General features: G+C 65.2%; 25 protein-coding genes. 16 read left to right on the top strand and 9 right to left on the bottom strand.

The features are described from left to right. The first annotated feature begins 23 nt into the window (after nucleotides 1-23). Nucleotides 24-986: an L-lactate dehydrogenase gene (locus LJ754_RS12705; RefSeq protein ID WP_227914312.1), complete on the top strand. Its 963-nt coding sequence runs from the start codon at nucleotides 24-26 to the stop codon at nucleotides 984-986. 26 nt (nucleotides 987-1,012) lie between these two features. On the opposite strand, the gene LJ754_RS12710 is transcribed toward LJ754_RS12705, so the two are convergent. After that, complete coding sequence (locus tag LJ754_RS12710) at nucleotides 1,013-1,741, bottom strand: DUF72 domain-containing protein (RefSeq protein WP_227926881.1); 729 nt, start codon at nucleotides 1,739-1,741, stop codon at nucleotides 1,013-1,015. A gap of 121 nt (nucleotides 1,742-1,862) precedes the next feature. Between LJ754_RS12710 and LJ754_RS12715 the strand changes: the two genes are divergently transcribed. Further along, nucleotides 1,863-2,366 carry an SRPBCC family protein gene (locus LJ754_RS12715; RefSeq protein ID WP_227926882.1) on the top strand — a complete coding sequence of 168 codons (504 nt, stop codon included), beginning with the start codon at nucleotides 1,863-1,865 and terminating at the stop codon, nucleotides 2,364-2,366. Nucleotides 2,367-2,369: 3 nt separating this feature from the next. Here LJ754_RS12715 and LJ754_RS12720 read toward each other — a convergent pair whose 3' ends face one another. After that, nucleotides 2,370-3,044, bottom strand: a complete 675-nt coding sequence (locus tag LJ754_RS12720) for a hypothetical protein (RefSeq protein WP_227926883.1) — start codon at nucleotides 3,042-3,044, stop codon at nucleotides 2,370-2,372. A 137-nt stretch (nucleotides 3,045-3,181) separates the two neighbouring features. Here LJ754_RS12720 and LJ754_RS12725 point away from each other — a divergent pair, with 137 nt between their 5' ends. From LJ754_RS12725 to LJ754_RS12740, 4 genes are all read left to right on the top strand, one after another. Continuing rightward, nucleotides 3,182-4,174 carry an LLM class flavin-dependent oxidoreductase gene (locus LJ754_RS12725; RefSeq protein ID WP_227914296.1) on the top strand — a complete coding sequence of 331 codons (993 nt, stop codon included), beginning with the start codon at nucleotides 3,182-3,184 and terminating at the stop codon, nucleotides 4,172-4,174. 98 nt (nucleotides 4,175-4,272) lie between these two features. Beyond that, nucleotides 4,273-4,755: an acyl-CoA thioesterase gene (locus LJ754_RS12730; RefSeq protein WP_227926884.1), complete on the top strand. Its 483-nt coding sequence runs from the start codon at nucleotides 4,273-4,275 to the stop codon at nucleotides 4,753-4,755. Between the two features lie 136 nt (nucleotides 4,756-4,891). Further along, the gene (locus tag LJ754_RS12735; protein WP_227926885.1) at nucleotides 4,892-5,437 is read left to right on the top strand and encodes a DUF421 domain-containing protein; all 546 of its coding nucleotides are present in this window, start codon (nucleotides 4,892-4,894) and stop codon (nucleotides 5,435-5,437) included. 187 nt (nucleotides 5,438-5,624) lie between these two features. Beyond that, the gene (locus LJ754_RS12740) at nucleotides 5,625-5,828 is read left to right on the top strand and encodes a cold-shock protein (protein WP_146362594.1); all 204 of its coding nucleotides are present in this window, start codon (nucleotides 5,625-5,627) and stop codon (nucleotides 5,826-5,828) included. A 539-nt stretch (nucleotides 5,829-6,367) separates the two neighbouring features. On the opposite strand, the gene glsA is transcribed toward LJ754_RS12740, so the two are convergent. Then, nucleotides 6,368-8,182, bottom strand: coding sequence for a glutaminase A (gene glsA, locus LJ754_RS12745; protein WP_227914291.1), 1,815 nt, complete (start codon nucleotides 8,180-8,182; stop codon nucleotides 6,368-6,370). Between the two features lie 208 nt (nucleotides 8,183-8,390). Between glsA and LJ754_RS12750 the strand changes: the two genes are divergently transcribed. Next, complete coding sequence (locus LJ754_RS12750; RefSeq protein WP_191809052.1) at nucleotides 8,391-8,594, top strand: cold-shock protein; 204 nt, start codon at nucleotides 8,391-8,393, stop codon at nucleotides 8,592-8,594. A 213-nt stretch (nucleotides 8,595-8,807) separates the two neighbouring features. Here the strand turns inward: LJ754_RS12750 and LJ754_RS12755 are convergent, their stop codons facing one another. After that, a complete protein-coding gene (locus tag LJ754_RS12755) occupies nucleotides 8,808-9,551 on the bottom strand; it encodes a FadR/GntR family transcriptional regulator (protein ID WP_227914290.1) in 744 nt (247 codons plus the stop codon). Between the two features lie 189 nt (nucleotides 9,552-9,740). Here LJ754_RS12755 and LJ754_RS12760 point away from each other — a divergent pair, with 189 nt between their 5' ends. From LJ754_RS12760 to LJ754_RS12785, 6 genes are all read left to right on the top strand, one after another. Then, a complete protein-coding gene (locus LJ754_RS12760; RefSeq protein ID WP_227926886.1) occupies nucleotides 9,741-11,171 on the top strand; it encodes an APC family permease in 1,431 nt (476 codons plus the stop codon). 4 nt (nucleotides 11,172-11,175) lie between these two features. Continuing rightward, the gene (locus tag LJ754_RS12765) at nucleotides 11,176-12,120 is read left to right on the top strand and encodes an acetamidase/formamidase family protein (RefSeq protein WP_227926887.1); all 945 of its coding nucleotides are present in this window, start codon (nucleotides 11,176-11,178) and stop codon (nucleotides 12,118-12,120) included. Between the two features lie 166 nt (nucleotides 12,121-12,286). Then, a complete protein-coding gene (locus LJ754_RS12770; RefSeq protein WP_227926888.1) occupies nucleotides 12,287-13,723 on the top strand; it encodes a serine/threonine-protein kinase in 1,437 nt (478 codons plus the stop codon). 157 nt (nucleotides 13,724-13,880) lie between these two features. Further along, a complete protein-coding gene (locus LJ754_RS12775) occupies nucleotides 13,881-14,279 on the top strand; it encodes a YchJ family protein (RefSeq protein WP_227914285.1) in 399 nt (132 codons plus the stop codon). A 154-nt stretch (nucleotides 14,280-14,433) separates the two neighbouring features. After that, complete coding sequence (locus LJ754_RS12780; protein ID WP_227914284.1) at nucleotides 14,434-15,489, top strand: zinc-dependent alcohol dehydrogenase family protein; 1,056 nt, start codon at nucleotides 14,434-14,436, stop codon at nucleotides 15,487-15,489. A gap of 152 nt (nucleotides 15,490-15,641) precedes the next feature. Then, nucleotides 15,642-16,670 carry a zinc-binding dehydrogenase gene (locus tag LJ754_RS12785; protein ID WP_227926889.1) on the top strand — a complete coding sequence of 343 codons (1,029 nt, stop codon included), beginning with the start codon at nucleotides 15,642-15,644 and terminating at the stop codon, nucleotides 16,668-16,670. 103 nt (nucleotides 16,671-16,773) lie between these two features. Here the strand turns inward: LJ754_RS12785 and LJ754_RS12790 are convergent, their stop codons facing one another. Both LJ754_RS12790 and LJ754_RS12795 read right to left on the bottom strand, forming a co-directional pair. Then, complete coding sequence (locus LJ754_RS12790) at nucleotides 16,774-17,424, bottom strand: NADPH-dependent F420 reductase (protein WP_227914390.1); 651 nt, start codon at nucleotides 17,422-17,424, stop codon at nucleotides 16,774-16,776. Nucleotides 17,425-17,520: 96 nt separating this feature from the next. After that, nucleotides 17,521-18,243, bottom strand: coding sequence for an AAA family ATPase (locus LJ754_RS12795; RefSeq protein WP_227926890.1), 723 nt, complete (start codon nucleotides 18,241-18,243; stop codon nucleotides 17,521-17,523). A 57-nt stretch (nucleotides 18,244-18,300) separates the two neighbouring features. Between LJ754_RS12795 and LJ754_RS12800 the strand changes: the two genes are divergently transcribed. Next, nucleotides 18,301-19,119, top strand: coding sequence for a hypothetical protein (locus LJ754_RS12800; protein WP_227926891.1), 819 nt, complete (start codon nucleotides 18,301-18,303; stop codon nucleotides 19,117-19,119). Here LJ754_RS12800 and LJ754_RS12805 read toward each other — a convergent pair. Together LJ754_RS12805 and LJ754_RS16970 are read right to left on the bottom strand one after the other, a co-directional pair. Continuing rightward, nucleotides 19,109-19,648, bottom strand: a complete 540-nt coding sequence (locus LJ754_RS12805; protein ID WP_227926892.1) for a DUF3592 domain-containing protein — start codon at nucleotides 19,646-19,648, stop codon at nucleotides 19,109-19,111. The two genes, LJ754_RS12800 and LJ754_RS12805, sit on opposite strands and share 11 nt — an antisense overlap. A gap of 105 nt (nucleotides 19,649-19,753) precedes the next feature. Further along, on the bottom strand, nucleotides 19,754-20,365 hold the full coding sequence (locus LJ754_RS16970) for a hypothetical protein (protein ID WP_331461527.1): 612 nt from the start codon (nucleotides 20,363-20,365) through the stop codon (nucleotides 19,754-19,756). Nucleotides 20,366-20,591: 226 nt separating this feature from the next. Here LJ754_RS16970 and LJ754_RS12815 point away from each other — a divergent pair, with 226 nt between their 5' ends. After that, nucleotides 20,592-21,488: a phosphodiesterase gene (locus tag LJ754_RS12815; RefSeq protein WP_227914274.1), complete on the top strand. Its 897-nt coding sequence runs from the start codon at nucleotides 20,592-20,594 to the stop codon at nucleotides 21,486-21,488. Between the two features lie 4 nt (nucleotides 21,489-21,492). On the opposite strand, the gene LJ754_RS12820 is transcribed toward LJ754_RS12815, so the two are convergent. Then, nucleotides 21,493-21,918, bottom strand: coding sequence for a pyridoxamine 5'-phosphate oxidase family protein (locus LJ754_RS12820; protein WP_227914273.1), 426 nt, complete (start codon nucleotides 21,916-21,918; stop codon nucleotides 21,493-21,495). A 139-nt stretch (nucleotides 21,919-22,057) separates the two neighbouring features. On the opposite strand from LJ754_RS12820, the gene LJ754_RS12825 reads away from it, so the two are divergent. Then, a complete protein-coding gene (locus LJ754_RS12825) occupies nucleotides 22,058-23,731 on the top strand; it encodes a catalase (RefSeq protein ID WP_227926893.1) in 1,674 nt (557 codons plus the stop codon). Nucleotides 23,732-23,840: the final 109 nt, after the last annotated feature.

Raw genomic sequence — 23,840 nt, forward strand, 5'->3', positions numbered from 1 at the left:
CCTATTGTGAGCGAGGCGTGAGAATGGCAAACATCACCACCCGACCCGTCACAAAACTCGGCATTGTGGGTGCCGGAAGCGTGGGCACCTCCCTGGCCTACGCGGCGATCATCCGGGACACCGCTCGGGAGATCGCCATTTACGACATTGACGCGGCCAAGGCCGAAGCCGAAGCCCTGGACCTCGCCCACGGTACGCAGTTCACCGGAGCCAGTACCGTCACCGGCGGCGGCAACATCGAGGCCCTGGCCGGTGCCGACGTCATCGTTATTACTGCCGGAGCACGCCAGCAACCGGGCCAGAGCAGGCTGGACCTGGCCGGCACCAACGTCCGGATCCTGGAGAAACTGATCCCGCAGCTGATGGCCCAGGCCCCGGACGCCGTCTACATCCAGGTGACCAACCCGGCCGACGTGCTGGCCGTCGCAGCACAGAAGATCGGCGGGCTGCCGCGCAACCGGATCTTCTCTTCCGGCACCGTGCTGGACACCTCGCGGCTGCGCCTGCTGCTGGCACGTGAGGCGCACGTGCTGATGACCAGCGTGCACGCCACCATCATCGGCGAGCACGGCGACTCGGAATTCCCGGTCTGGTCCAACGCGACCATCGGCCCGGTCCCCATCCGGGAATGGAAGGTCAGCGGACGGCAGGTCTTCACGGAGGAATTCCTGGCAGCCGCGACCAACGAGGTCGTCAACGCCGCCTACAAAGTGATCGAGGGCAAGGGCGCCACCAACTACGCCATCGGCCTGGCCGGCGTGCGGATTGTGGAAGCTGTGCTGAACGCCGAGAACGCCGTGCTGCCGGTGGCGGCCATGCTGGACGGGGAGTACGGAATTAGCGGCGTAGCGCTGTCCCTGCCGTCCGTCGTGGGCCACAACGGCGTTTACAAAATGCTGGAAATGCCGCTTGACGGAGCCGAAACCAAGAAACTGATGGACTCGGCAGAAACCCTGCGCAACACGCTGGCCTCGCTGGGCATCTAGCTCTCCGGCGTCCAAGGATGTCGGAATCACATTTGGATGAGTTCGCGCAGCCGCCATGCGTTGCGCACGGCGTGCCCCTCGCCGTCGTTGTTGAAGTAGGCGTAAACATCCTTGCCCATGGCATCCCATTCCCGGATCCGCTCGGCCCACCACCGCAGGTCTGCCTCGGAGTAGGAGCCGGCGTACAGGTGTTCCGGGTCGGGTCCGTGCAGGCGCACGTAAACGAAATCTGCGGTGGCGCGCAGGGTGCAGGGCAGGTGGGCTCCGCTCATCACCGTGTAGGCCGCTCCATGCCGCTCGAGTAGCCCGAAGACGTCCTCGGTGTTCCAGCTCTCGTGCCGGAACTCCACCGCCACCCGGATGTCCTGCGGCAGGTGGGCCAGGACGTAGTCCAGCCGCTCGTCGTCGCGCTCCATGTCGGGGGACAGCTGGAACAGCAGCACACCGGCACGGTTCCCCAGCGCCTGGAAGCAGCGGTCAATGCGTCCCAGCCATTCATCCGGATCCCGCAGCTTGCGGGCGTGGGTGAGTCCCCGCGGGGCCTTCACGGAAAACACGTAGCCCTCCGGCAGCCGGTCCCGGTAGGCAGCGAAGGCTTCTTCGCGGGGCCAGCGGTAGAAGCTGCCGTTCAGTTCCACGGTGTCGAATTCCTCCGCGTACTTTTCCAGCCAGACGCGTGCCGGTACGCCCTTCGGATACAGCACGTTCCGCCAGTGGTTGTAGGCCCAGCCCGAAGTTCCGATATGGATGCTCACATCATCCAACCTAACGGCTGGCTCCGGACCCCGGCGGGATTGTGCCCGCCGGGCCGGGGTTCCACACTGGAGGAAGACCCATTCGCGCCGCTTACCGTCCCGGTGCCGCTAGGAGCGCCCCATGGATGACGAGCTTCCCGACGACGGGGTGGACTTCCTGCACATGGTGCGGGATCTGCCTTCCGCCCCCGCTGCCATCTACTCAGCCTGGCTGGACCTTTCCCGGATTACGTCCTGGTGGGGAGCCGAGGGTTTTGTGGTTCCACCGAACCGTATCTCGGCCCAGCAGCGGGTGGGCGGCGATTACCAGGCCTGCATGGTCAATGCCGTCACCGGGGACGAACTCTGGTGGAGCGGCCAGTACCGGATCCTGGATCCGCCGCACAGTTTGGAGGTCACCCAGCAGTGGCGGCAGCCGGACGGGGTGCCGGCCGGTCCCCTGCGGGTGATCAACGTTCAGCTGCAACCCCTGGCAGCAGGTGAGGACCATGCGCTTACCCGCATGACGTTCCGCGAAGGTCCCTTCGAGCCAGGCTCGGAATTGGTCGGACACGAGAGCGCATGGAGTGAAGCCTTCCACCGGCTGGCCGGTTACCTGGCCCGGCAACAGGAACCAGCGGAATAGGCATCAGCCGGTGGTGGCAGCACGGACAGCCTCCACGGCGCCCGCTGTCATCTCATCGGCCAGCGAGAGTACGTCGAACATGCCGGTCCGTTGTTCATCCCGGCTCAAGGCATGGACCTGGGTTCCGGTGCCGTCCGGTCCGGGAACGGCGAACACCAGAACAACTGGCCGGAACTTCAGGTGCACGACGGCGTCCTGATGCCGCCATGCATGCCCGGTGGCCGGGCGGTACGCACGGCCCAGTTCCACCAGCACGCTCTCACCTATTCGGGAAGCCGCAGCGCCGGGGGAGGGGAAGGCCCGGACCACGGCGTCCAGCACCTGTTCCGGATGTTTGGGCGACGGCCAGCTTTCCTCCTGCCCGTAGCGTTCCCGGGCGAGGGCAAGCATATGCTGTTGCGGCAGAGCCAGCGGCCGGCGCAGCCGATTGGCGAGCACTACGGTCGCGAAGGTCCACGTGCCCCACCAGATCACGGACTGCAGCACCCTGACCGGATGCCATGGGTCATCTTCCGGAAGAAGGCCGAGCAGCAGCCAGGTGGCCGCCGCACCGAGAAAGCCGAGGGCCTTCCGCCTGAACGGTGTGAAGAACAACACCAGGCGGGACAGCAACGGCAGGTCCCGCACCGGTTTGGCCGGCCCGGCAGGGGACAGGGGGTGCTTCTGAGACTGGGACATGGCGGGAGTGTGCCACGGTTCACGGCGGCGGAGAACCGTGGTCCGTCCCGGATGAAATAAGCCGGAGGCCCGCGCGGTTGCATCTACCGTGCCCGGACAAACAGCCGGACACGCACGCAACTGAAAGGCAAGCCCCCATGACTGTCCCGCTCTCCATTCTCGATCTCGCCATCATCGATGAGGGCGAGAGCGCGCGTGATTCCTTCGCTTCCTCGCTGGCACTGGCCCGGGAAGCGGAAAAGCTGGGTTACACCCGCATCTGGTACGCCGAGCACCACAACATGCCCACTATCGCCTCGTCGGCCACCAGTGTGCTGATCGGCTACATCGCTGCGCACACCGAAAGCATCCGGCTCGGCGCCGGCGGCGTGATGCTGCCCAACCATGCGCCGCTGACCATCGCCGAGCAGTTCGGCACCCTGGAAACCCTGTTCCCGGGCCGCATCGACCTGGGTCTGGGCCGCGCCCCGGGCAGTGACCAGAAGACCATGCGCGCCCTGCGCCGGGACCCCATGTCATCGGACAGCTTCCCGCAGGACGTCCAGGAACTGCAGGGTTACCTGACCGGCAACACCCTCATCCCGGGCATCCACGCCACGCCGGGCACCGGCACCAACGTGCCGCTGTACATCCTCGGGTCCTCCCTCTTCGGCGCCAAGCTGGCCGCCGCCCTGGGCCTGCCGTACTCCTTCGCCTCGCACTTCGCTCCGCAGGCGCTGCAGGACGCCGTCACCATTTACCGGCGCGACTTCAAGCCCTCGGCCCAGCTGGCCGAGCCGTACGTGATTGCCGGCGTGAACGTGGTGGCCGCGGAAACCAGCGAAGAAGCGCAGCAGATGTTTGCCGATTCCCAGCGCCGCCGGGTAACCCAGCTCTTCGGCCGCGACCGCACCTTCACCGATGAGGAAGCGGACGCCATCCTGCAGTCCCCGGGCGGACAGCAGGTCAAGCAGATGGGCCGTTACTCCGCCGTGGGCAACCCCGAAGAAGTACGGGATTACCTGGACTGGTTCACCGGGCACGCCCAGGCAGACGAGCTGATCGTCGCCACGCAGACCGCCACCCTGGAAAGCCGTCTGCGGTCCTTCCAGCTGTTGGCCGAAGCCGCAGCACTGCCCGTTAGCGCGTAGGCAGCGTAAGAAAGGCGGGCAGGTTCTTCCTGCCCGCCTTTCGCATGCCCGGCTGCGGCTGCGTCGGGAGGCGCGCCCCGCTGTGCTAGAGATGGGGGATGAGCTCCAACCCCCACACCGCACCTGCCGCCATCCACTGCTCCGTGCCCATGCGATGGGGAGATATGGATGCCTACGGCCACATCAACAACGTGCAAATAGTGCGCATGCTCGAAGAGGCGCGTGTCCACGCTTTCGGTCCTCCCGGCGGCACAGGCGGGCCGGGCAACGCACCGGCCGTGCCGCTGTTCACGGATGTCCCGGCCGGCACGCAGTCGCTGGTGGTTGAACACCGCATCCGGTACGTAGCCGAGCTGACCTACCGGAACATCCCGGCCGACGTCGACGTCTGGATCAGCGCGCTCAAGGGCGCGAGCATCACTCTGGGCTACGTGATCTCCGATCCGGTGACGTCAAAGCCCTGTGTGCGGGCAGAGACAACACTGGCGTTTGTCGACGGTGCCACCGGCGCCCTGCAGCGGCTGACGCCTGCTCAGCGCGAGCTGGCTGCCGCGCATATGGGGGAACCGGTCTTTCGCTGACCGGCGGGTAATCACGGAGCGCCTCGCCAATAGGGGGCTCCGGCGGTGTAAGGGCAGGTGCCGCCTTATATGCGGCACCGCCGCGGCGCTAGCATCTCAGGAACCGCTGCGGATACCGCGAATAAGGAGATGCGCCGTGTGGCATAGCCTCGGCATTACCCCCGTAGAAGCGCTTTGGGTTGTTCTGGGGGCCGTAGGTATCTACGCGGCCTTCTACCTTATGGTCCGGGCCTTCGGCCTGCGTGCGCTGGCAACCTGGTCAACGCTGGACAAGGCCGTGGTGATCGCCCTCGGCTCGTTGCTTGGCCGTGTGGTCCTGGGGTACACCACCACCCTTGCGGCCGGCGTTGTTGGCCTGGCCACCCTGTTCGCCATGCTGCGGCTGGAACGTTGGGTGCGGGAAAAGGACAGCGGGTTCCTGTCCAGCAACCCGATCCTGCTGATGGCCGGCAGCGAAGTGCTCCAGGACGGGCTGAAGAAAGCCCGCGTCCTGGAGGACGAGCTGTACTTCAAATTGCGGGCCGCGGGCGTTCGGAACCTCAACGAAGTGGCCGTCGCCATCTTGGAAACCACGGGCGACATCACCGTGCTTAGGCGGGGCCAGCGTATCGATCCTCTGCTGCTGCGGAGGGTGCCGAACCGTCACTTGATACCCGCGGACCTGATGCTGCCGGGCCAGTGATCAGGGCCCGGTTTGGACTTATCCCAAAGGTCGTGTAGGCTGAAACGCAGTTGTTGTGTTGCGCATTTTGTATTTCAAGCGGCGAAACCAAACGGTCTAGCTGCTTTTCTGTAAAAGCGGTAAAGGAACACCGCGACTGAAACCTCCCGAAAGTCGGGATGCGTTTCAATGCAGAAGGAATATTAAAATGGCTACAGGTACCGTGAAATGGTTCAACTCCGAAAAGGGCTTCGGCTTCATTGAGCCCGACGACGGCAGCGCCGACGTCTTCGCTCACTACTCCGCTATCAACTCCAACGGCTACAAGTCGCTGGACGAGAACCAGAAGGTTAGCTTCGACACCGAGCAGGGCCCCAAGGGCCCGCAGGCCTCGAACATCCAGGCCCTCTAATTTCTTAGAGACTTTGTAACGGCTTCACTGCCGTAACAGCCTAAAGCAGGACGGGTTCGCCCGTCCTGCTTTTGCGTTAACTACGGTTCCGCAGTGCGGGGCGACGCCGCGCTGACTGGTGCTGCAGTGCTAAGGGCGGGCTGTCCGCGACTGGGGTGTGCCGCCATCGGGCTGCCGGCGGGAGCGGTGCACCGGCACCGCGGACCCTTTCCCCGGTGCCCGACGGCGGCACCCTGGTTCCCGTGGGCCGCAGCGGGATTGTGCAGACGGTGGAGTGGAAACCGCTGATGGCCGCCCTCGGTGTCCACGCGCCGTCACCGGCCAGGACACCCACCTTTCCCGAGCCCGGAGGTTCTGCTGCCGGGTTGGGTTTTTCCTGACGGTTTTGGTTTCTGCTGCCGGTTTAAACGGGCAGCAGAACTTCAAAGGGTCAGCAGATTTACTAACCGGGCGATATTCCAGGCCGGGGCTCCGCCCGGGTTCGTTGCCGTCGTCCCGGACACCGGAACCGCGCCCCTTCCCCCGGAGACCGGTACGGCTCAGTCCCGGATCCGCACGGCAGCCTCGCGCAGGTACTGCTCCACCCGCGTGTACGCGTCCTGGGTCAGCGCCTTCCACAGGTTCATGCTCAGCACTGGGTCCTTCGCGGCCAGTTCTTCAATGGCCTCGGCAGTCAGCACCTTCAGTTTCAGTGGCCCCGCAGCTTTGACCGTAGTTTCCTGCCGCTTGTCCTCACCCATCGCCATTTCGCCGAAGGTCATTCCGGGGCCCAGCGTTGCCAGCTTCACGCGGCTGCCGTCGGGGCCGGGCATGGACGTGGTGATGTGCCCGGAGACAATGAAGAACACTCCGCCAAAACGCTGGCCTACCCGCCGGACCACGTCGCCGTCGTCGAACTCGCGGTCCTCCATCATGTCCTGCAGCATCCGGGCGTCATTCTCGTCCAAGGGGCTGAGCGCGGGGGAGTCCGCCGGTTCTATGCTGTCCGGCAGCACCAGTTCGGTGCCGTAACCTTCCAGCAGTTTGTTCTCACTCCATTCAATGGCGGCCGAGCGGGTGGTGAAGGAAGCTGTTTCCCGGCCCAGCTCCTCGAGCGCAGCGGTTACCGAGCCTTCGATGTCCACCAGGGCCAGTTCGCGTCCGTCCCGGCGCAGCATGTCTTCGGCCTCGGCAATCAGCCGGATGGCGACGTCGGACACCTCGTCTACGCTGCGCAGATCGGCGACCACCAGCTCGACGTCGTCGTTCAGTTCGCTCAGTGCCCGCACCATGGACTCGGCACCGGCAAAGAGCAGGTCCCCGTTGAGTTCAATCACCTGCACGCGGTGGCCGTGTCCGGCCAGGATCTCCGCGGCCTCGTCCGTGCGGCGGATGCCGGAGGGGGTGGCCGTGATGTCATACACAGCGCGGATGGCCGAACGGCCGGTGCGTGCAGCACGGACAAAGTGCAGGCCCAGGTCATGGGACAGCCGCTGGCTGACAGCCACGCCGCGGACGCTGTTGCCGTGGGCGTCCAGGGGCGGGGAGTAGACGGCCAGGCCCACCTGCCCCGGCAGGACCGCCAGGATGCCGCCGGCCACGCCGGACTTGGCCGGCATCCCCACGCTGCTGATCCAGGAGCCGGCGTCGTCGTACATGCCGCACGTGGTCATCACCGACAGGACGCGTTCCACCGAGACGAGGTCCAGGACCTCTTCCCCGGAGAGCGGGTGCCGGCCGCTGTTGGCCAGGGTGGCAGCCATCAGGGCCAGATCGCGGGCGTTCACCATGACCGAGCACTGACGGAAGTAGTCCTTGATGATCGGTGCCGGGTCGGATTCGATGATGCCGAAGGAGCGCAGCAGGTAGCCCAGGGCGGTGTTGCGGTGACCGGTGCGCAGTTCGGACGTGTAGATGCGCTGGCTTACGGACAGCTCCCGGCCGGCGAAGGCGGAGTATGTGTCCAGGATCCGCTTGAAGCGGGTCCGGCCGCCGGAGCCTTTCACCAGCGAAGTGGCGGTGAGGGCGCCGGCATTGATCATGGCGTTGGCCGGCCTGCCGGTTCCTTCTGCCAGGGAAATTTCGTTGAATGAATCCCCGGAGGGTTCCACGTCCACTTTCTCGTCCACGGCGTCCATGCCCAGGTCCGAAAGGGCCAGACCGTAGGTGAAGGGCTTGGAAATGGACTGGATGCTGAATTCCTCGCGGGTGTCACCCACTTCGTAGACATAGCCGTCCGCGGTGGCCAGGGCAATCCCGAAGCTGTTCGGGTTCACCTTGGCCATGGCGGGTATGCCGCTGTACGGGGCGCCGTCCTTCAGCCCGGCCAGTTCAGCGTGGATCCTGCGGAGGTAGTGCTCAATGGGGGAGTCCATACTTCCACCCTAGGGGCTTCCGGAGGGGTGACTCGGCAGGGGCCCCGTTGTATACTTTTACCAGTTGCGGTGTTGCGCAATATGTAAGTTCAAGCGGCGAAACCCAGATCCAGGGCCAGCCGCTTTTTCTGTAATTTGCCACCACGGACACCGCAGCATGAAACTCCCCGACGGTCGGGGCTGGTTTCGTTTAGAAGGATGATTAAAAATGGCAACAGGTACCGTGAAATGGTTCAACGCTGAAAAGGGCTTTGGCTTCATCGAACCCGATGATGGCAGCGCCGATGTTTTCGCCCACTACTCCGCTATTAACGCCAGTGGCTACCGGTCTCTCGAAGAGAACCAGAAGGTTAGCTTCGACACCGAGCAGGGCCCCAAGGGTCCGCAGGCCGTCAACATCCAGCCTGTCTAACTAGACTTACGGGTCCGTTTCACGGGCCGGCGTGAATCGAAAGCAGGGCGGGAGAAATCCCGCCCTGCTTTTTACGTTTCTGCACGGTTAAGGGTGCGGATTTTCCTCAGTACTTATCCATCCCGGTCCGGTCAGCCGCACCGGGACCAGTAGTTCCAGCGAGAGCAATCTCACTCTGTGGACTGGGCGCCCGGGCCGGAATCGGGACCATGGCTACGCCGAACGGTGCAGGGCACTTTCGAGCAGCTCCAAGTCAATCCGGGCGTGTTCGCGTCCGAGCCGCTCGGCATCGGAGGAGCGCTGATCCGTAATCGCGGACACGAGGAGCTCATGGTCGCGGAGCGCCCGTTCTTCCATGTGCCGCATGCCCGCAGCATCCCCCCACACGTGGGACGGAGCAGCAATGCTGACGCGTGCCTCCACCTCCTGGAGCACGGACTGCAGGGTGGCATTGTGGGCTGCGGCACTGACCGCCAGATGCAGCAGCCCGTCCGCCCGCTGGGACTCCAGGCCCGAGGCAGCTGCACGGAACGCGTTCAGGCTCTCGTTCAGCACAGCGATATCCTCAGCCGTCCGGTTTTCCGCTGCTGCCCGGCAGATGGTTCCCTGCAGCAGGGACACCGCTTCGCAGGTATCCCGCAGTGCTTCCCACCGGCCGGAAAGGATCCGGCGGACGGCCGGGTCGGAGGAAGCATCCGGGCCTTCGTCCCGGACAAAGGATCCGCCGTTCCGGCCGCGCTGGGTCCGCAGCAGCCCCTGCTCCACAAGCCGGGCGATGGCCGCGCGCACCGTCATCCGGCCAACCTGCAGCGAGGACGCCAGTTCCCGTTCAGCCGGCAGCTTGGAACCGGGAAGGTACTCGCCGATGGCGATGGCGGTGATCAGGCGGTCCACTATTTCGTCCACCCGGGAAGAGCTCTCAAGCGGCGTGTCCAGACCGCTGACGGTACCGGTCATTGCAGTCCTCCTGGTCAGCCGCTAACAGCCTTCGGACGAAGCGGCGTCGGCGCGTAACAAACATCCTAATGGGCTGATTGGTCTTGTCTCGATACCTTTCCTCGGCAATGATGATTTTCGCCGGACCCGACCGCCGCTATTTCGGTCGGGCTCCCCGCCGGCCCCCACCGAGTCCGAAAGTCCGATGCAATGAACCGTTCTGCACCCTCTCCGGAGCGCGATGCCCAGCAGGAGCTAGAGTCCCTGGGTTACAAGCAGGAGCTCCGTCGTTCCATTTCCACGGCCGACCTTCTCATTTACGGCCTGATTTTTATGCTCCCCATCGCGCCGTGGGCCATTTTCGGCACGGTCTACAATGCGTCCGGCGGCATGGTCCCGCTCGTTTACCTCATCGGACTCATTGCGATGATCTTCACGGCACTGGCCTACGCGCAGATGGCGAAGTCGATCCCGCTGGCCGGCTCGGTCTTCTCCTACGTGGGCCGCGGAATCCACCCCACCGCCGGGTTCTTCGCGGGGTGGGCCATCCTGCTTGATTACCTGCTGGTACCCACTCTGCTCTACGTTTTTGCGGCCGAATCAATGGTCGGCATCTTCCCGGACACCCCCCGCTGGATCTGGGCAGTGGTGTTCGTCCTCATCAATACCGCCATCAATCTTGCCGGTGTCAGCTCGATCAAGCTGATGAACCGGGTCTTCCTGGCTGTTGAACTCCTGTTCATCGTCATTTTCGTGGTCATTGCGGTCACGGCACTGAACGGCGGAACGGTCCCCGGAGCGGAACTCACGTGGGCCCCGATGTGGAATCCGGAAACTGTGTCGGGCCCGCTGATTGCCTCAGCCCTGTCGATTGCCGTGCTCAGTTTCCTCGGGTTTGACGGCATCTCCACCATGGCGGAAGAGTCCACCGGCAGCCGCAACAGCGCGGGCAAGGCCATGATCGCGGCGCTGATCATCGTGGCGTCCTGCTTCATCCTGCAGACCTGGCTGGCCAGCGCACTGGCCGGCGGCCGGGAGACCTTCGGGGATGACGAAGCCGGAAACGCCTTCTTCACCATTGTCGAGGCCGCCGCAAACAGCGGATGGGCTACCGCCTTCCTCGCCGTCAACGTGGTGGGGGTGGGCATCGCTAACGCCATGGCTGCCCAGGCAGCCACGTCCCGGCTCCTCTACTCGATGAGCCGCGACCGTCAGCTGCCGGCCATGTTGAGCCGCATTAACTCGCGGCAGGTGCCGCAGAACGCCATCCTGCTCGTCTCGGGTATCTCAGCAGTCCTGGTCCTGTTCTTCGTAGGCCAGATCGACCTGATTTCTTCGCTGGTGAACTTCGGGGCATTGTTCGGCTTTATGCTCCTGCATCTGGCGGTGATCGTGTTTTACCTCATCCGGAAGAAGTCCCGTAACTTCCTGCTGCACCTGGCCGTACCCGTGGTTGGTTTCCTCATCATCGGCTACGTATTGGTCAACGCGAACATCGAAGCCAAGGTCGGCGGGCTTGTGTGGCTCCTCATCGGCGCCGGCGTGTTCCTCTATTACCGCGCCACGGGCCGGAAAACCGAAATTTCCAGCGACGACGACTCCGCACCCGCGGCAACCGCTCCGGGCACGGGAAAGGCATAAACCCATGGACCACTTTCTGGATAAGACACACGGCCGGTTCGGGTTTTCCGCCTCCGGCAGCCCGGCGCTGAAAATCACTCCGGGCACCGGCGAGACTATCGGATTCGAGACCAGCGACGAGGTGTATGCCCAGCTCCATGAATTCCATGACATGGAGAAACTGACGGTCGGGATCAACCCCGTCACCGGGCCCGTCTATGTGGAGGGCGCCCGGCCCGGCGATGCCCTGGCCGTCACCATCCACGACATCCGCTTGAAGGACCGCGGCTGGTCGGTCAGCCTGCCGGGCTCAGGAGCCCTGCAGCACGTGATGGGCGAGGAGATGTTCACCCGGCGTGTCCCGATCGATGACGACGGGGTGCACGTCACGGACCGGCACACCTTCGAGCCGCTGCCCATGATCGGCTGCATTGGCACGGCACCGGCGGAGGGCAGCAATTCCACCATCATGCCCTCCACCCCGCAGGGCGGAAACATGGATTTGGTGCAGTGCCGGCCGGGGTCGACGGTCTACCTCCCCGTGATGGTGGAGGGTGCCTACCTGTCCATCGGTGATATCCACGCCATCATGGCCGAAGGGGAGTCCTCCTTCGTGGCGATTGAGGCGGAAGGTATCGCCGTCGTGAGTGTGGACGTGGTCCGGGACCTGAACCTGCGTGCTCCCCGGGTGGAGACCGCCGATGAATGGATCTTCGTGGGACTCGGCGATCCGGTGCAGGAGAGCATTAGGCGCGGCTATGAGGATATGTTCCACTTCCTGGTCTCTGACCACGGATGGGACCGCGGCGATGCGTATGCCGTCATGAGCGCCGTGGGCCATTCACAGCTGGGCGGCCCCACCGGTTCCGCTGAACCGGATCCGCTGCACCCCTTCTCCGCGGTCGGTGCTGTCACCATCCACCGCCTCCCGAAGTCCGTCCTGGCCGGTCCCGTCGCCGGGACGACCTGATCGGGACTCCGCTGGCCCGCCGCCGCTTCATTGGTGGCGGGCCAGTTTAGCGCAGCAACCGGGGTTGCACGAGGGGTAAAACTGAGTAGAAAAAAAGTCGCTACGGGCCATCTACGCCGTGAATCTGCTCCGCTACGCTATATGGAGGGCGAGAGAAGGTTGCAGCATGGAAACCAATGCAACGGGTGGCCTGGGCAGGCTCATTGCAGGCAGATACCGACTCATCGAACCTATCGGCCACGGCGGCATGGCCACCGTCTACCGGGGCCTGGACGAAGCGCTCGGCCGCGACATTGCGGTGAAGCTCTTCCGGGCCAGCGCCGTCGCTGCAGATGACGTCGGCCGCCAGGACAACGAGATGCGGCTGCTCGCCTCCTTATCCCACCCGGGGCTTGTGACCCTGTTCGACGCCGGTAAGGACGACGCCGGGCGTGATGACGGTGAAGCCGGCGAGCCGCGCACTTATCTGGTGATGGAACTGGTGGAGGGTTCGGACCTGCGCAAGCGGTTGCGGGAAACCGATATCCGCCACCAAGACGTCGGCTACATCGGCGCCGAACTTGCCGGTGCGCTGGCCTACATCCACAGCCGGGGCGTGGTGCACCGCGACGTCAAACCGGCTAACGTCCTGCTTCCGCCGGCCATCCCCGGGACCGCGCTGCGGGCCAAGCTAACCGATTTCGGTATTGCCCGGATTATCGACGGCGCCCGCATCACCGCGGCCGGGGCCACCCTGGGAACTGCGAATTACCTGAGCCCGGAACAGGCATCCGGCGTAGCGGCCGAGGCTCCCAGCGATATTTACTCGCTGGGCCTGGTCCTGCTGGAATGCGTCACCGGCCGGGTGGAATTCAGCGGCAGCGCCATTGAATCCGCCGTCGCCCGCCTGAGCCGGGATCCGGAGGTTCCCGCGTCCCTGGACAGTCACTGGCGGGGACTGCTGGCTGCCATGACCACCCGGGACCCGGACCTGCGGCCAACGGCGGCGGAAGTCTCCGCGGCACTGCTGGATCACCGCTGGGCGGAAGGGGCGGCGCGGACGCAGTCCGAGCGCTCCGGCCCGTCGCCCATTTCCGAAGAACTCTGGAACGGTCCCGCTACCGTCGAGGCCCGCACATTCCCACCCGGGCGCAGCGCCGAGGCCCTGCCGGCATCCGGCGGTCCAGTGACCGGTCCCGGTCCCGTGCCCGGTCCCGCCCCCGCAGCCCGGCAGCGATCGAGTCCGGCATCGGAGCCCGTATCGTCCGACCCGGTACCGGCCTTGGACCAGGCTCCGGGCTCCGATCGGGTACCGGCAGCCGCCGCGGGGGAACAGCACCCCTCCGCGCCGCTGCCTGTGACCTCTCCGCCCGCCGTGCCGCCAACTGTCGGTATCCCAGCTGCCCCCGCAGTGTCCGCGGTTCGGATGCCGCAGGTACAGGTGATGGCGGACCAACGGCCGTCAGCCGCAGCCCGAGCACTGCTTGCCGTTGTCGTGATGGCGGTCTTGACCGCAGCGGTGGTCCTGATGCTCGGGCGCGTGGGTGCCCTGCCGGACGGCGGAACCATTCCCGGCGAGATCGGCCAGAACCTGCAGCGGCTGCAGGACGCCTTCGGCCGCTAGGGCGCAGTCGCCGGGCGCCCGCACCCCCGCCGGCGTATCCCCGCCGGCGTATCCCCGCAGCGCCCCCGCCGCAGCCCCCCGCCGTCGTATCCCCGCCGTCGTATCCCCGCCGTCGTATCCCCGCCGTCGTATCCCCGCCGTCCGCGATACTGGAGGGGTGAGTATCCATACACCCGTCACCGCCGAATCCCGCTGCCCCTGCCTGAGCGGCGAAACCTATGGAAACTGCTGCGGCCGCTTCCACTCCGGCTCCGCAACCGCCCCCACCGCCGAAGCCCTGATGCGTTCGCGCTACAGTGCCTTCGCCGTCGGCAACGTGCCCTACCTGCTGGCGACTTGGCACCCGGACCACCGTCCGGCCCATCTGGAACTGGACCCGGAGCTGGAATGGCGGCGCCTGGACATCCTTGCGGTTTCCGGCGGCGGGCCCCTGGACTCCGAGGGCACCGTGGAGTTTGCGGCGCACTACCGGCAGGCCGGAGAACGCGGCACGCAGCAGGAGCTCAGCCGCTTTGTCCGCGAGGGCGGGCAATGGCTGTATGTTGACGGCGTATAGCTCCCCGCTTCTTCCACCCCCGCCCACGCAGGACCTACGCTGGAAGACATCCGACGGCGGTCTGCCGCACGGCAGGCACGCTCCGGGAAGCTCCCGAAGTGCAGGCGCATTCCAGGCACTGCACAGGGTCGGATGAGCGGCAGGCGAGGACATTATGAAAGCACTCGTTTACGAAGGCCCCGGGCAGAAGTCCTGGAAGGACGTTCCCGATCCGCAGATCCAGGAGACGCGGGACGCAATTGTCAAGATTGATGCCACCACCATCTGCGGCACCGACCTGCACATCCTCAAGGGCGATGTACCGGCCGTGACGCCCGGCCGGATTCTGGGCCATGAAGGGGTGGGAACGGTTACTGAAATTGGCAGCGGCGTCACCAACTTCAAGGTGGGGGACAAAGTCATCCTCTCCTGCGTGTCCGCTGACGGTTCCTGTTCCTTCTGCCGCGACGGCCTGTATTCGCACTGCCTGGGCGAGGAAGGCTCCGTCGGGATCGGTTGGATCTTTGGTCACCTAATCGACGGCACCCAGGCCGAATACGTGCGGGCCCCGTATGCGGACACCTCGCTCTACCACCTGCCGGAGAATGTCTCCCAGGAGCATGGGGTGCTGCTCAGCGACATTTTCCCCACCGGCTTCGAAATGGGGGTGCAATACGGGCAGACCAAACCCGGTGATGTGGTGGCTGTGGTGGGGGCCGGGCCGGTGGGCCTGGCGGTCATATCCACTGCCCGGCTCTACGGGGCGGCCAAGGTCATTGCGGTGGACCTGGACGCCAACCGGGTGGAGCAGGCCCGTAAGTTCGGCGCTACGCACGGGGTCAACTCGGGGGACGCGGATTGGCGCGAGCAGGTCATGGCCCAAACGGACGGCTGGGGCGTGGACGTTGCCGTGGAGGCCGTGGGCATCCCCACCACGTTCGAGATGTGCACCAACATTGTCCGGCCCGGCGGGAACGTGGCCAACGTGGGTGTGCACGGGAAACCGGTCAGCCTGGACCTGGAACGGCTGTGGATCGAGAACATCGACATCAGCATGGGCCTGGTGAACACCAACACCTTGCCTATGCTGCTGAAACTGGTGGCCGAGGGGAAACTGCCGGCTGAGGAATTCATCAGCCACCGGTATCCGCTGCACGACATCATGCAGGCGTATGACACCTTCTCCCGGGCTGCGGAGACGGGCGCTCTGAAAGTGATCCTGCAGGCGTAGCCGGGCCTTCCACGGAAGGCAGCGGAAAACGGGCGGGCGGTGGCCGGACAGACTACCGCCCGTCCGCCTTTTTGCGCATTTGTTACGCGGGCAGATAATGGGAACCGCGGCGTGCATCTGCCGCCGCAGTTTCCGCGTAAAAGAGGTTTTCCATGTCCAACGGCACTTCTACCGGCACCATGATTGCCGGACGTCTCAATGTTGAAACGGGCACTTTCGCCATGCAGGAAGTTCCGATCCCGGAGCCCGGCCCCGGTTTTGTCCGCATCAAGGTGGGGGCGGCCGGCGTCTGCCTCTCCGACGTCCACCTGATCCAGGGCCTGCTGCGTCCGCAGTTCCTCAAGGGCAGCGAAGTGACGCTCGGGCATGAGGTGGCCGGCACGGTGGACCTGCCCGGTGCGGGCGTCGCGTCCGTGGCGCCTGGTGACCGCGTAGTGGTTCAGGCCGGCTACGAATATAACGGCGTCACGCTCACCATGGGCGTGGATTACGACGGCGGCTGGGCCGAGTACCTGGTTGTTCCCGCCGGCGTGCTGGTTCCGCTGGGCGATGACATCCCCTTCGACCAGGCCTCGATCATTCCCGATGCCGTCTCCACCCCCTGGGGCGCCATTGCCTCCACGGCAGATGTCCGCGCCGGTGAAGCCGTGGGTGTGTGGGGCATCGGCGGGCTCGGCGCCCACGGCGTCCAGTTGCTGCGCCTGGTTGGCGCGGCGCCCATCATTGCCGTTGATCCCCTTCCCGAGGCCCGGGAACGCGCCCTGGAATTCGGTGCGGACATCGCCCTGGACCCCATGGCGGAAGACTTCGCCGAGTCCATGAAGGCCGCCACGGGCGGCAAGGGCCTGGATGTAGCCCTGGACTTCGCCGGCGTGGATGCCGTGCGCGCCCAGGCCATCAACTGCCTGGGCCGGGACGGACGCCTGGTGCTGGTGGGCCTGTCCGGCAAGCCGATGACCATCAATGACAGCACCGGGTTCTCCTATGCCCGCAAGCAGGTCCGCGGCCACTACGGCTCCGAGGCGCACCACGTCCCGCAGCTGGTGTCCCTGGCCCGCCTTGGCCGGCTGGACTTTGCCAAGTCCGTCAGCGGCCGCATTCCGCTGGCCGACGCCGAGAAGGCCGTTCAGGCCCTCGACGCCAAGGAAGGCAACCCGATCCGCCTGGTGCTGATCCCGTAGCCGTTCTTTAAAGAAGGAAGCCTCCCGCCGGTACCGGCGGGAGGCTTCCTTGTTATCCGGGCCGGGCTGGCCGGCAGGGGGTGCCGGGGCGCGTCCGTCTGTGTTAGGGCATATCCGCGTAGCGGACGGCCTCGGCCAGCGCCTTTTCCAAGCCCGGGACGTCCAGCGCCGCAACGTAGGCCGGGGTGTCCCGCTGCCAGCGCCAGCCTTCGGACAGCGGGCCGGCGTTGACGACGTCGAAACCGAACTCGTTGATCAGCGAGGTGACCAGCTTCTTGGACTGGGCGTCGTTGCCGGCAATGGGCAGCGCGCGGCGGTTGGGCGTTCCGGGCAACGTCCCCTGGCTGGTGAGGTGGTCCGCAGTGATGTTGTTGAAGGCCTTGACCACGTGTGAATCGGGCAGGTGGTTCTGCAGCAGTTCGCTGGTGGTGGTGGACTCGTTGTCCAGCTCGGCGATGTTCCCGTCCCGCTGCGGGTAGTAGTTCATGGTGTCGATAACCGTCTTGCCGCGCAGCTCCTCCACGGGCACGTCCGGGTAGCTCTTCAGCGGGATGGTGACCACCACAAGTTCGCCGGCGGCAGCGGCTTCGGCCGGCGTGGCCGCGCGGGCATGGTCACCCAGTTCCATAAGGAGCGGTTGCAGCTTTTCGGGGCCGCTCGCGTTGCTCAGGACGACGTCGTAACCCTGCTTGACCGCCAAGCGCGCCAACTGCGAACCGATGTTCCCGCTGCCGATGAAGCCGATGGTCCGAATCCGAGGGGTGCTCTCCAATGTGCTCATGAACACTTCAACGGCCGGATCCGCGAAATATTCCAAGGCAGCGGGGGAGGGCGGCCTGCCCGGGCCGGATCACAGCCGGCGCAGGTACCGTTCCGGGGCGTCCAGGAAACTCTTCCAGCCACTGACCAGGTCCAGGTCCTCCCAGTCCTTCTCCCGGTATCCCCACGGCCCCAGCTCCAGGATCCGGGCGCCCGGAAGTGCCGCGAGCACAGGCGAGTGGGTTGAGAGCAGCACTTGGGAGCGTCCATCGGCAACCAGGTCCTTGAGGATGCCCAGCAGGGCCAGGCATCCAGAGAAGGAGAGCGCAGACTCGGGCTCGTCGAGAACCCACAGGCCGGGACCCCGGAACCGGTCCACGGCCAGTGAGAGGAATGATTCCCCGTGGGAGAGGGAATGGAACTCAACATCTGCCTGCGATGTGGAGGGATTCTGCTCCTGATAGGTGAAAAGGCCGTGCATGGTTTCGGCCCGCAGGAAATAACCGCGTTTGGTGCCGCCGGGGTTGCGCACCAGCTGCAGATGCCCGCTGAGGGCGGACTCCGTGGGCCTGCTGGTGTGCATGGCACCGGTAGACCCGCCTTCCGGGGACAGGCCGTAGGCCAGGGCAATGGCTTCAACCAGCGTGGATTTCCCGCTGCCGTTGTCACCGACCAGCACGGTGGCCGCGGCCAGGTCCAATCCCGACTGCAGCAACTGGGCCACCGGCGGCAGCGTGGCCGGCCAGGTCTTCCGGTCCAGTGGCTCCAACGGCTGTTCCCGGACCTGCCGGATGGGATAGCGGTCGCTGAGCATATCCAAATTCTGCCACTACGCTTGCCCGCTCCCGCTGCGTTCCTTACTTTGCCCCTCATGTCTTGGAGACGGAAACAGGGATGGCTGGTGCCCGCAGTGCTGGTTGCCGCTGCGGTGGTTGGTTACCTTGTGGGCCTGCTCATCCGCCAGTGGGACGCGGACAGCAGTCCGTGGACGGTAGCTGGACAAGTGACTGCCGCAGCCTTGGTTGCCATGGCGGCCGTCCGGAGAAACATCCGCCAGGTCCAGTTACTGAAAGCTGATCCGCAGGGGTATGTGCAGGACCGCCGGCTTGCGGAGGACAACCGGTTGCTGCCGGGATGGCTGTTGGCCGGCAACCTCCTGATCGCGGGGATGTTTGTAGCTGTGCTCCTCCTGAAACCCCAACAGGGGGACGGATACGCGCTTGAGGGCATTTTGCTGCTGGCCGAAGTGGTGCTCTGGGGTGTCCTCCTCTGGGGCTGGCTGGCCGTACGGCGGGAAGTGGAAAGCACAGGCCGCCACAGCACGGCGACCGGCCGCGGCCGGGTGGCCCGGAGCCGGGCACTGCTGGACCGGCCGTACTCCGAAGCCCGCCAGCTTCTGGAGCTGGCGCTCGCCGACCACCGCGTGTACCGGCTGCTGGCCGAAACCGGCCGGACCCTATGGTTGGGGACCGGGCAGAAGAACACAATCACGCTGATCCTGCAGGTGGAGCTGGTTTCCACCGGGCAGGGGACCGAACTGCACGCGGTGTCCTTTCCCCTGGACCGGTTCGCCAGCAATACGGCCGGGCGCGGGGGACATGCGCTGGTGGTGCTGCTGGACGCCGTGGCGGACCGCGCAGCGGGGTTGCCCGGACCGCCCGTCCGCCATTCGCCGCCGGCTACCGGGTGAGCGCGCTGTTGTGGTCCGCGGCAGGGGGAAGAGGCATCTTCTTTATTCGCCAAAGACTGATGCCCATCATGATGGCGCCTGCCCCCACGATGCCGCCGGCTACCGCGGAGCCGTCCAGCATTGTGGTATCCCAGCCGAGGATCACTGCCTTCGCAGGATCTTCTGGATCGTAATAGACGGTTTGCTCGGAATCCTCGAGCGTAGGTTCGAAGCCGGCTGTTTTCATCCAGTGGGAACCTTCCACGGTCCATTCCCCGCCCTCGGCTTTATAGGTCACCGTCACGTGTTCATGCCGACCGTTTTTGCTGCGGCTCTCCCTGATATCGGTGACGGTTCCCTGCACCTTGGTACCGGTGTCGATCAGGTGCTGGTCGGTATAACCGTCGACGAGACTGCTGATACCCAGGGGCGTCCCCACCAGCACAAACAGGAAGCCTCCGACGAGGAGCCCCGCAGGGTTGTATTGCCGTTTTCGCCGGTCGTCCGCCGTATTTGGCAGTGAATGTTTGCCGACATACTTTTGCGTCATCTGTTCCCCCCAGGATTGATGACACTAACGTACCGCCAATCCGGCGGTGATCCTGGCCATGAGAGGCCATGCCGGTGTTGTGAAAACGGCTACTTCGAAAACGGGCTACTTCTTGCCGGCGTGATCCTTGGCTGCCTTACCTGTCTTACCTGTCTTACCTGCCTTGGCTGCCTTGCCTGCCTTGGCCACGGCCTTGGCGGTCACGCCCGCCTTGGCAGCCTTTTTCGCAGCCTTCGCGGCCTTGCTGGCGCCCTGGGCTCCGGCAATCACGGCGGCCCCCTTTACCGGAGTGGGAACCTTGACGGTCTTGACCTTGGGCTTCTTGCGGTCCAGGACCAGGGCTGCGGCAATGCCGGCCATCCAGATGTCCTTGGCCAAGGCCGTTCCGTCGGCTGTGGGACGGATGCCGTCTTCTCCCGTCATTCCGGGGGTCTTGAGGTACATCCGGACCATGCCGCCGGAGAATGCGCCCAGAACCAAGCCGGCCAGTCGGCTGGGGACAAACGGGAGGAGGAGGGTGAGTCCCACGCAGATCTCGGCGTTGCTCAGCAGCTTGCCGAACTTCACCGGCTCCATGTCCTCCACTTGCGGAAAGGCGTTGGCCGCCATGTGCTGCAGTCCTGCAGCGCTTTCGGCGTCCAGCCCGCGTTTGCTCAGGCCGGAATTAAGGATGTACGCGCCGGTGACGAGCCGCAGGGGAATATGGCTGAGTTTCATGGGAGTCCCTTCACAGAACGGTCACAGAACGGTCACAGAACGGTGCAAACCTGCATCGAGCCTACGGCCGCCTCCGTCCGGGCGCCAGAGCAGCCGGGCGAAGAACAACCAACTCGGCCCGGAGTAAAAGGACGCGAAACACGCCCGAGGTGCTTACCCCCCGGTCGCCATGTCTGCTTTTATGGAGGAGATACGCCGCAGCAAGCTGCCGACACAGAAGGTTCTGATGGATTTCCTCCGGGCTGAGCATCCCCGCCCCCGCCATTTCATCCTCCATCTCAGTGACACGCATCTGCTGGCCGGGGAGCGCCGGCTCTACGGAGCCGTGGACAGCCTCACCAATCTGAAAAGGCTCTTTGCACGGCTTGAGGAAAGCGGCCAGCAGCCTGAAGCAATCGTTTTCACCGGAGACCTGGCCGACCGAGGCGAGGCGGGAGCCTATGCCCGGCTGCGCGACGTCGTCGTCCCGGCTGCCGAACGCATGGGTGCCCGGGTCATTTGGGCCATGGGCAACCACGATGACCGGGCGGCCTTCCGGCAGGTTCTGTTGAACGGAGCCCCGGAGATGACCCCGGTGGATCAGGTGCACCACCTGGACGGACTGCGGGTCATCACCCTGGACACTTCCGTGCCCGGCTACCACCACGGGGAGCTGACGGCGGAGCAACTGGCCTGGCTGCGCCGGGAACTGCATACCCCCGCGCCGGACGGCACCATTTTGGCCATGCACCACCCACCGGTGCCCAGCGTGCAGGACCTGTCCGTGCTGGTGGAGCTGCGCAACCAGCAGGAGCTGGCCGCGGTAATCGCCGGCAGCGACGTACGCGCCGTGATCGCAGGACACCTGCACTACTCGACCTTCAGCACCTTCGCCGGGATCCCGGTGTCCGTGGCTTCGGCCACCTGTTACGCGCAGGACCTGGTGACGCCGGGAACGCGCGGCCAGGATGCCGGGCAGTCCTTCAACATGGTGCACCTGTACGAGGACTCGGTGGTCCATTCCGTGGTGCCGCTGGAGCAGGCCGGCACGGTGGGGGAGCAGGTGGGCCCGCAGGAGACGGCGGACCGGCTGGCGGCCGCCGGCGTACGGATCCCGGACGCCCGCACGCTGGCTTCGGCGTAGGGGATCAGCCCCGGTCCGGCTCCGGGCCCAGGTTGAAGAACCGGCCGGTCACGGAGATCGGAGTGATTTCCACATAACGGTATTTCTCCGTGCGCACCCAGGGCTGCAGCGGCAGCTGATCCGCGGCAGTGATCTCTTCGGAAGTTTCCAGTTCCCGGATGGTTCCCCTGACGACGACGGACCAGGCCTGGTCGCTGGTGATGCCGTCCGCTTCCAGCGCCACACGGGAATTCACCGTAAGTTCGGCGAGCTTGGTGCCCGGAGCCGTGCGGATGGTGATCACGCCGTCGTGCGCGAAGTAGTTGATCGGGAAAATGTCGGGCTCGTTGAGCACGCTCAGGGCCAACCGGCCGTGCTGCGTGTGCTCAAGGTACTTCCAACTCTGCTCGGGACTGAGTTCAACAACCGGGGGCCGCTCTTCACTAGTCATGAGCACAGTGTGCCAATCCCGGCCCTCCCGCCGCTACTATCAGGCTGCTTATCAACTTGACTCAGGCTCCGGTTTTCATGAGAGTTGGAAGGGTAGATATTGTCAGCCAGCTATGGACCTCACACTCAGAGAGCACGTGATGACAGACGCAGAAACGCAGAATTCCGGCAACGGCCAGAACAACGCCGAAGCCCCCAAGACGCTGACCACCCGGCAGGGACACCCGGTCTACGACAACCAGAACACCCGCACCGTGGGTGCCCGCGGCCCGGCCACGCTGGAAAATTACCAGCTTCTGGAGAAGATCAGCCACTTCGACCGGGAACGCATCCCGGAGCGTGTTGTGCACGCCCGCGGCTTCGTGGCCTACGGCGAATTCGAGGCTTCCGGCAAGTGGGGCGACGAGCCCATTGCCAAGTACACCCGCGCCAAGCTTTTCTCCGAGCCGGGCAAGAAGACCGACGTCGCCATCCGGTTCTCCTCGGTGATCGGCGGCCGTGACTCCTCCGAGGCCGCCCGTGACCCGCGCGGCTTCGCGATCAAGTTCTACACCGAAGACGGCAACTGGGACCTGGTGGGCAACAACCTGGGCGTCTTCTTCATCCGCGACGCCATCAAGTTCCCGGACGTGATCCACTCCCTGAAGCCGGACCCCATCACCTTCCGCCAGGAATCCGCCCGCATCTTCGACTTCATGTCGCAGACCCCCGAGGCCATGCACATGCTGGTGAACCTCTTCAGCCCGCGCGGCATCCCCGCAGATTACCGCCACATGCAGGGCTTTGGCGTGAACACCTACCGCTGGGTCAACGCACAGGGCGAGTCCAAGCTGGTCAAGTACCACTGGCTGCCGCAGCAGGGCGTGAAGTCCCTGACCGAGGAAGACGCCGCGAACATCCAGGCCAACGACCTCGGCCACGCGTCCAAGGACCTCTACGAGGCCATTGAGCGCGGCGACTACCCCAAGTGGGACCTGTACGTGCAGCTGATGGATGACAACGATCATCCGGAACTGGACTTCGACCCGCTGGATGACACCAAGACCTGGCCGGAGCAGGAGTTCGAGCCCAAGTACGTGGGCACCATGACCCTGAACCGGAACGTCACGGACCACCACAACGAAAGCGAGCAGATCGCTTTCGGCACCGGTGTGCTGGTGGACGGCCTGGAGTTCTCCGATGACAAGATGCTGGTGGGCCGCACCTTCAGCTACTCGGATACCCAGCGCTACCGCGTGGGACCGAACTACCTGCAGCTTCCGGTGAACTCCGCGAAGAACGCCCGGGTGGCCACCAACCAGCGCGGCGGGCAGATGTCCTTCGGCACTGACCTTGCGCCGGGCCAGAACCCGCACGTGAACTACGAGCCGAACATCACCGGCGGCCTGCAGGAAGCACCCAAGCCGGCGCAGTCCGAACTCGGTCCGGAGCTGGAAGGCCGCCTCACCCGCGCCCGCCTGCCCCGCACCAACGACTACATGCAGGCCGGTCAGCGCTACCAGCTGATGGAGCAGTGGGAGAAGGACGACCTGGTGAAGAACTTCGTCGACAACATCTCCCAGGCTGTCCGGGAAGTTCAGGAGCGGATGCTCTGGCACTTCTACATGACCGATGACGAGCTGGGCGCCCGCGTGGGCGAGGGTCTCGGCATCAGCCTGGACGAGATCAAGGATCTCGGCCCGCTGGCCACCCAGACGCTCAACGAGGAAGAAACCGAGCGGATGAAGAACCTGGGCCACAACGGCCCCCGCAACGTTGAAGGCCTCACCATGACGCACTGCGTACCCAACGAGCACGTGGTCGTCACCCGGTAGGGCAGCACAAACCTACCGCAGCGAACGACGGCGGGGGGGGGCCCCGGGGGGGCGCCCCCCGCGCGGGGTGGTGGGGGGGGGGTGGCGCGGCCCCGGTCCGCCGGGGCGG

Origin of the sequence: Arthrobacter sp. zg-Y40 (assembly GCF_020731535.1) — a bacterium.
Lineage (GTDB): Bacteria > Actinomycetota > Actinomycetes > Actinomycetales > Micrococcaceae > Arthrobacter_B.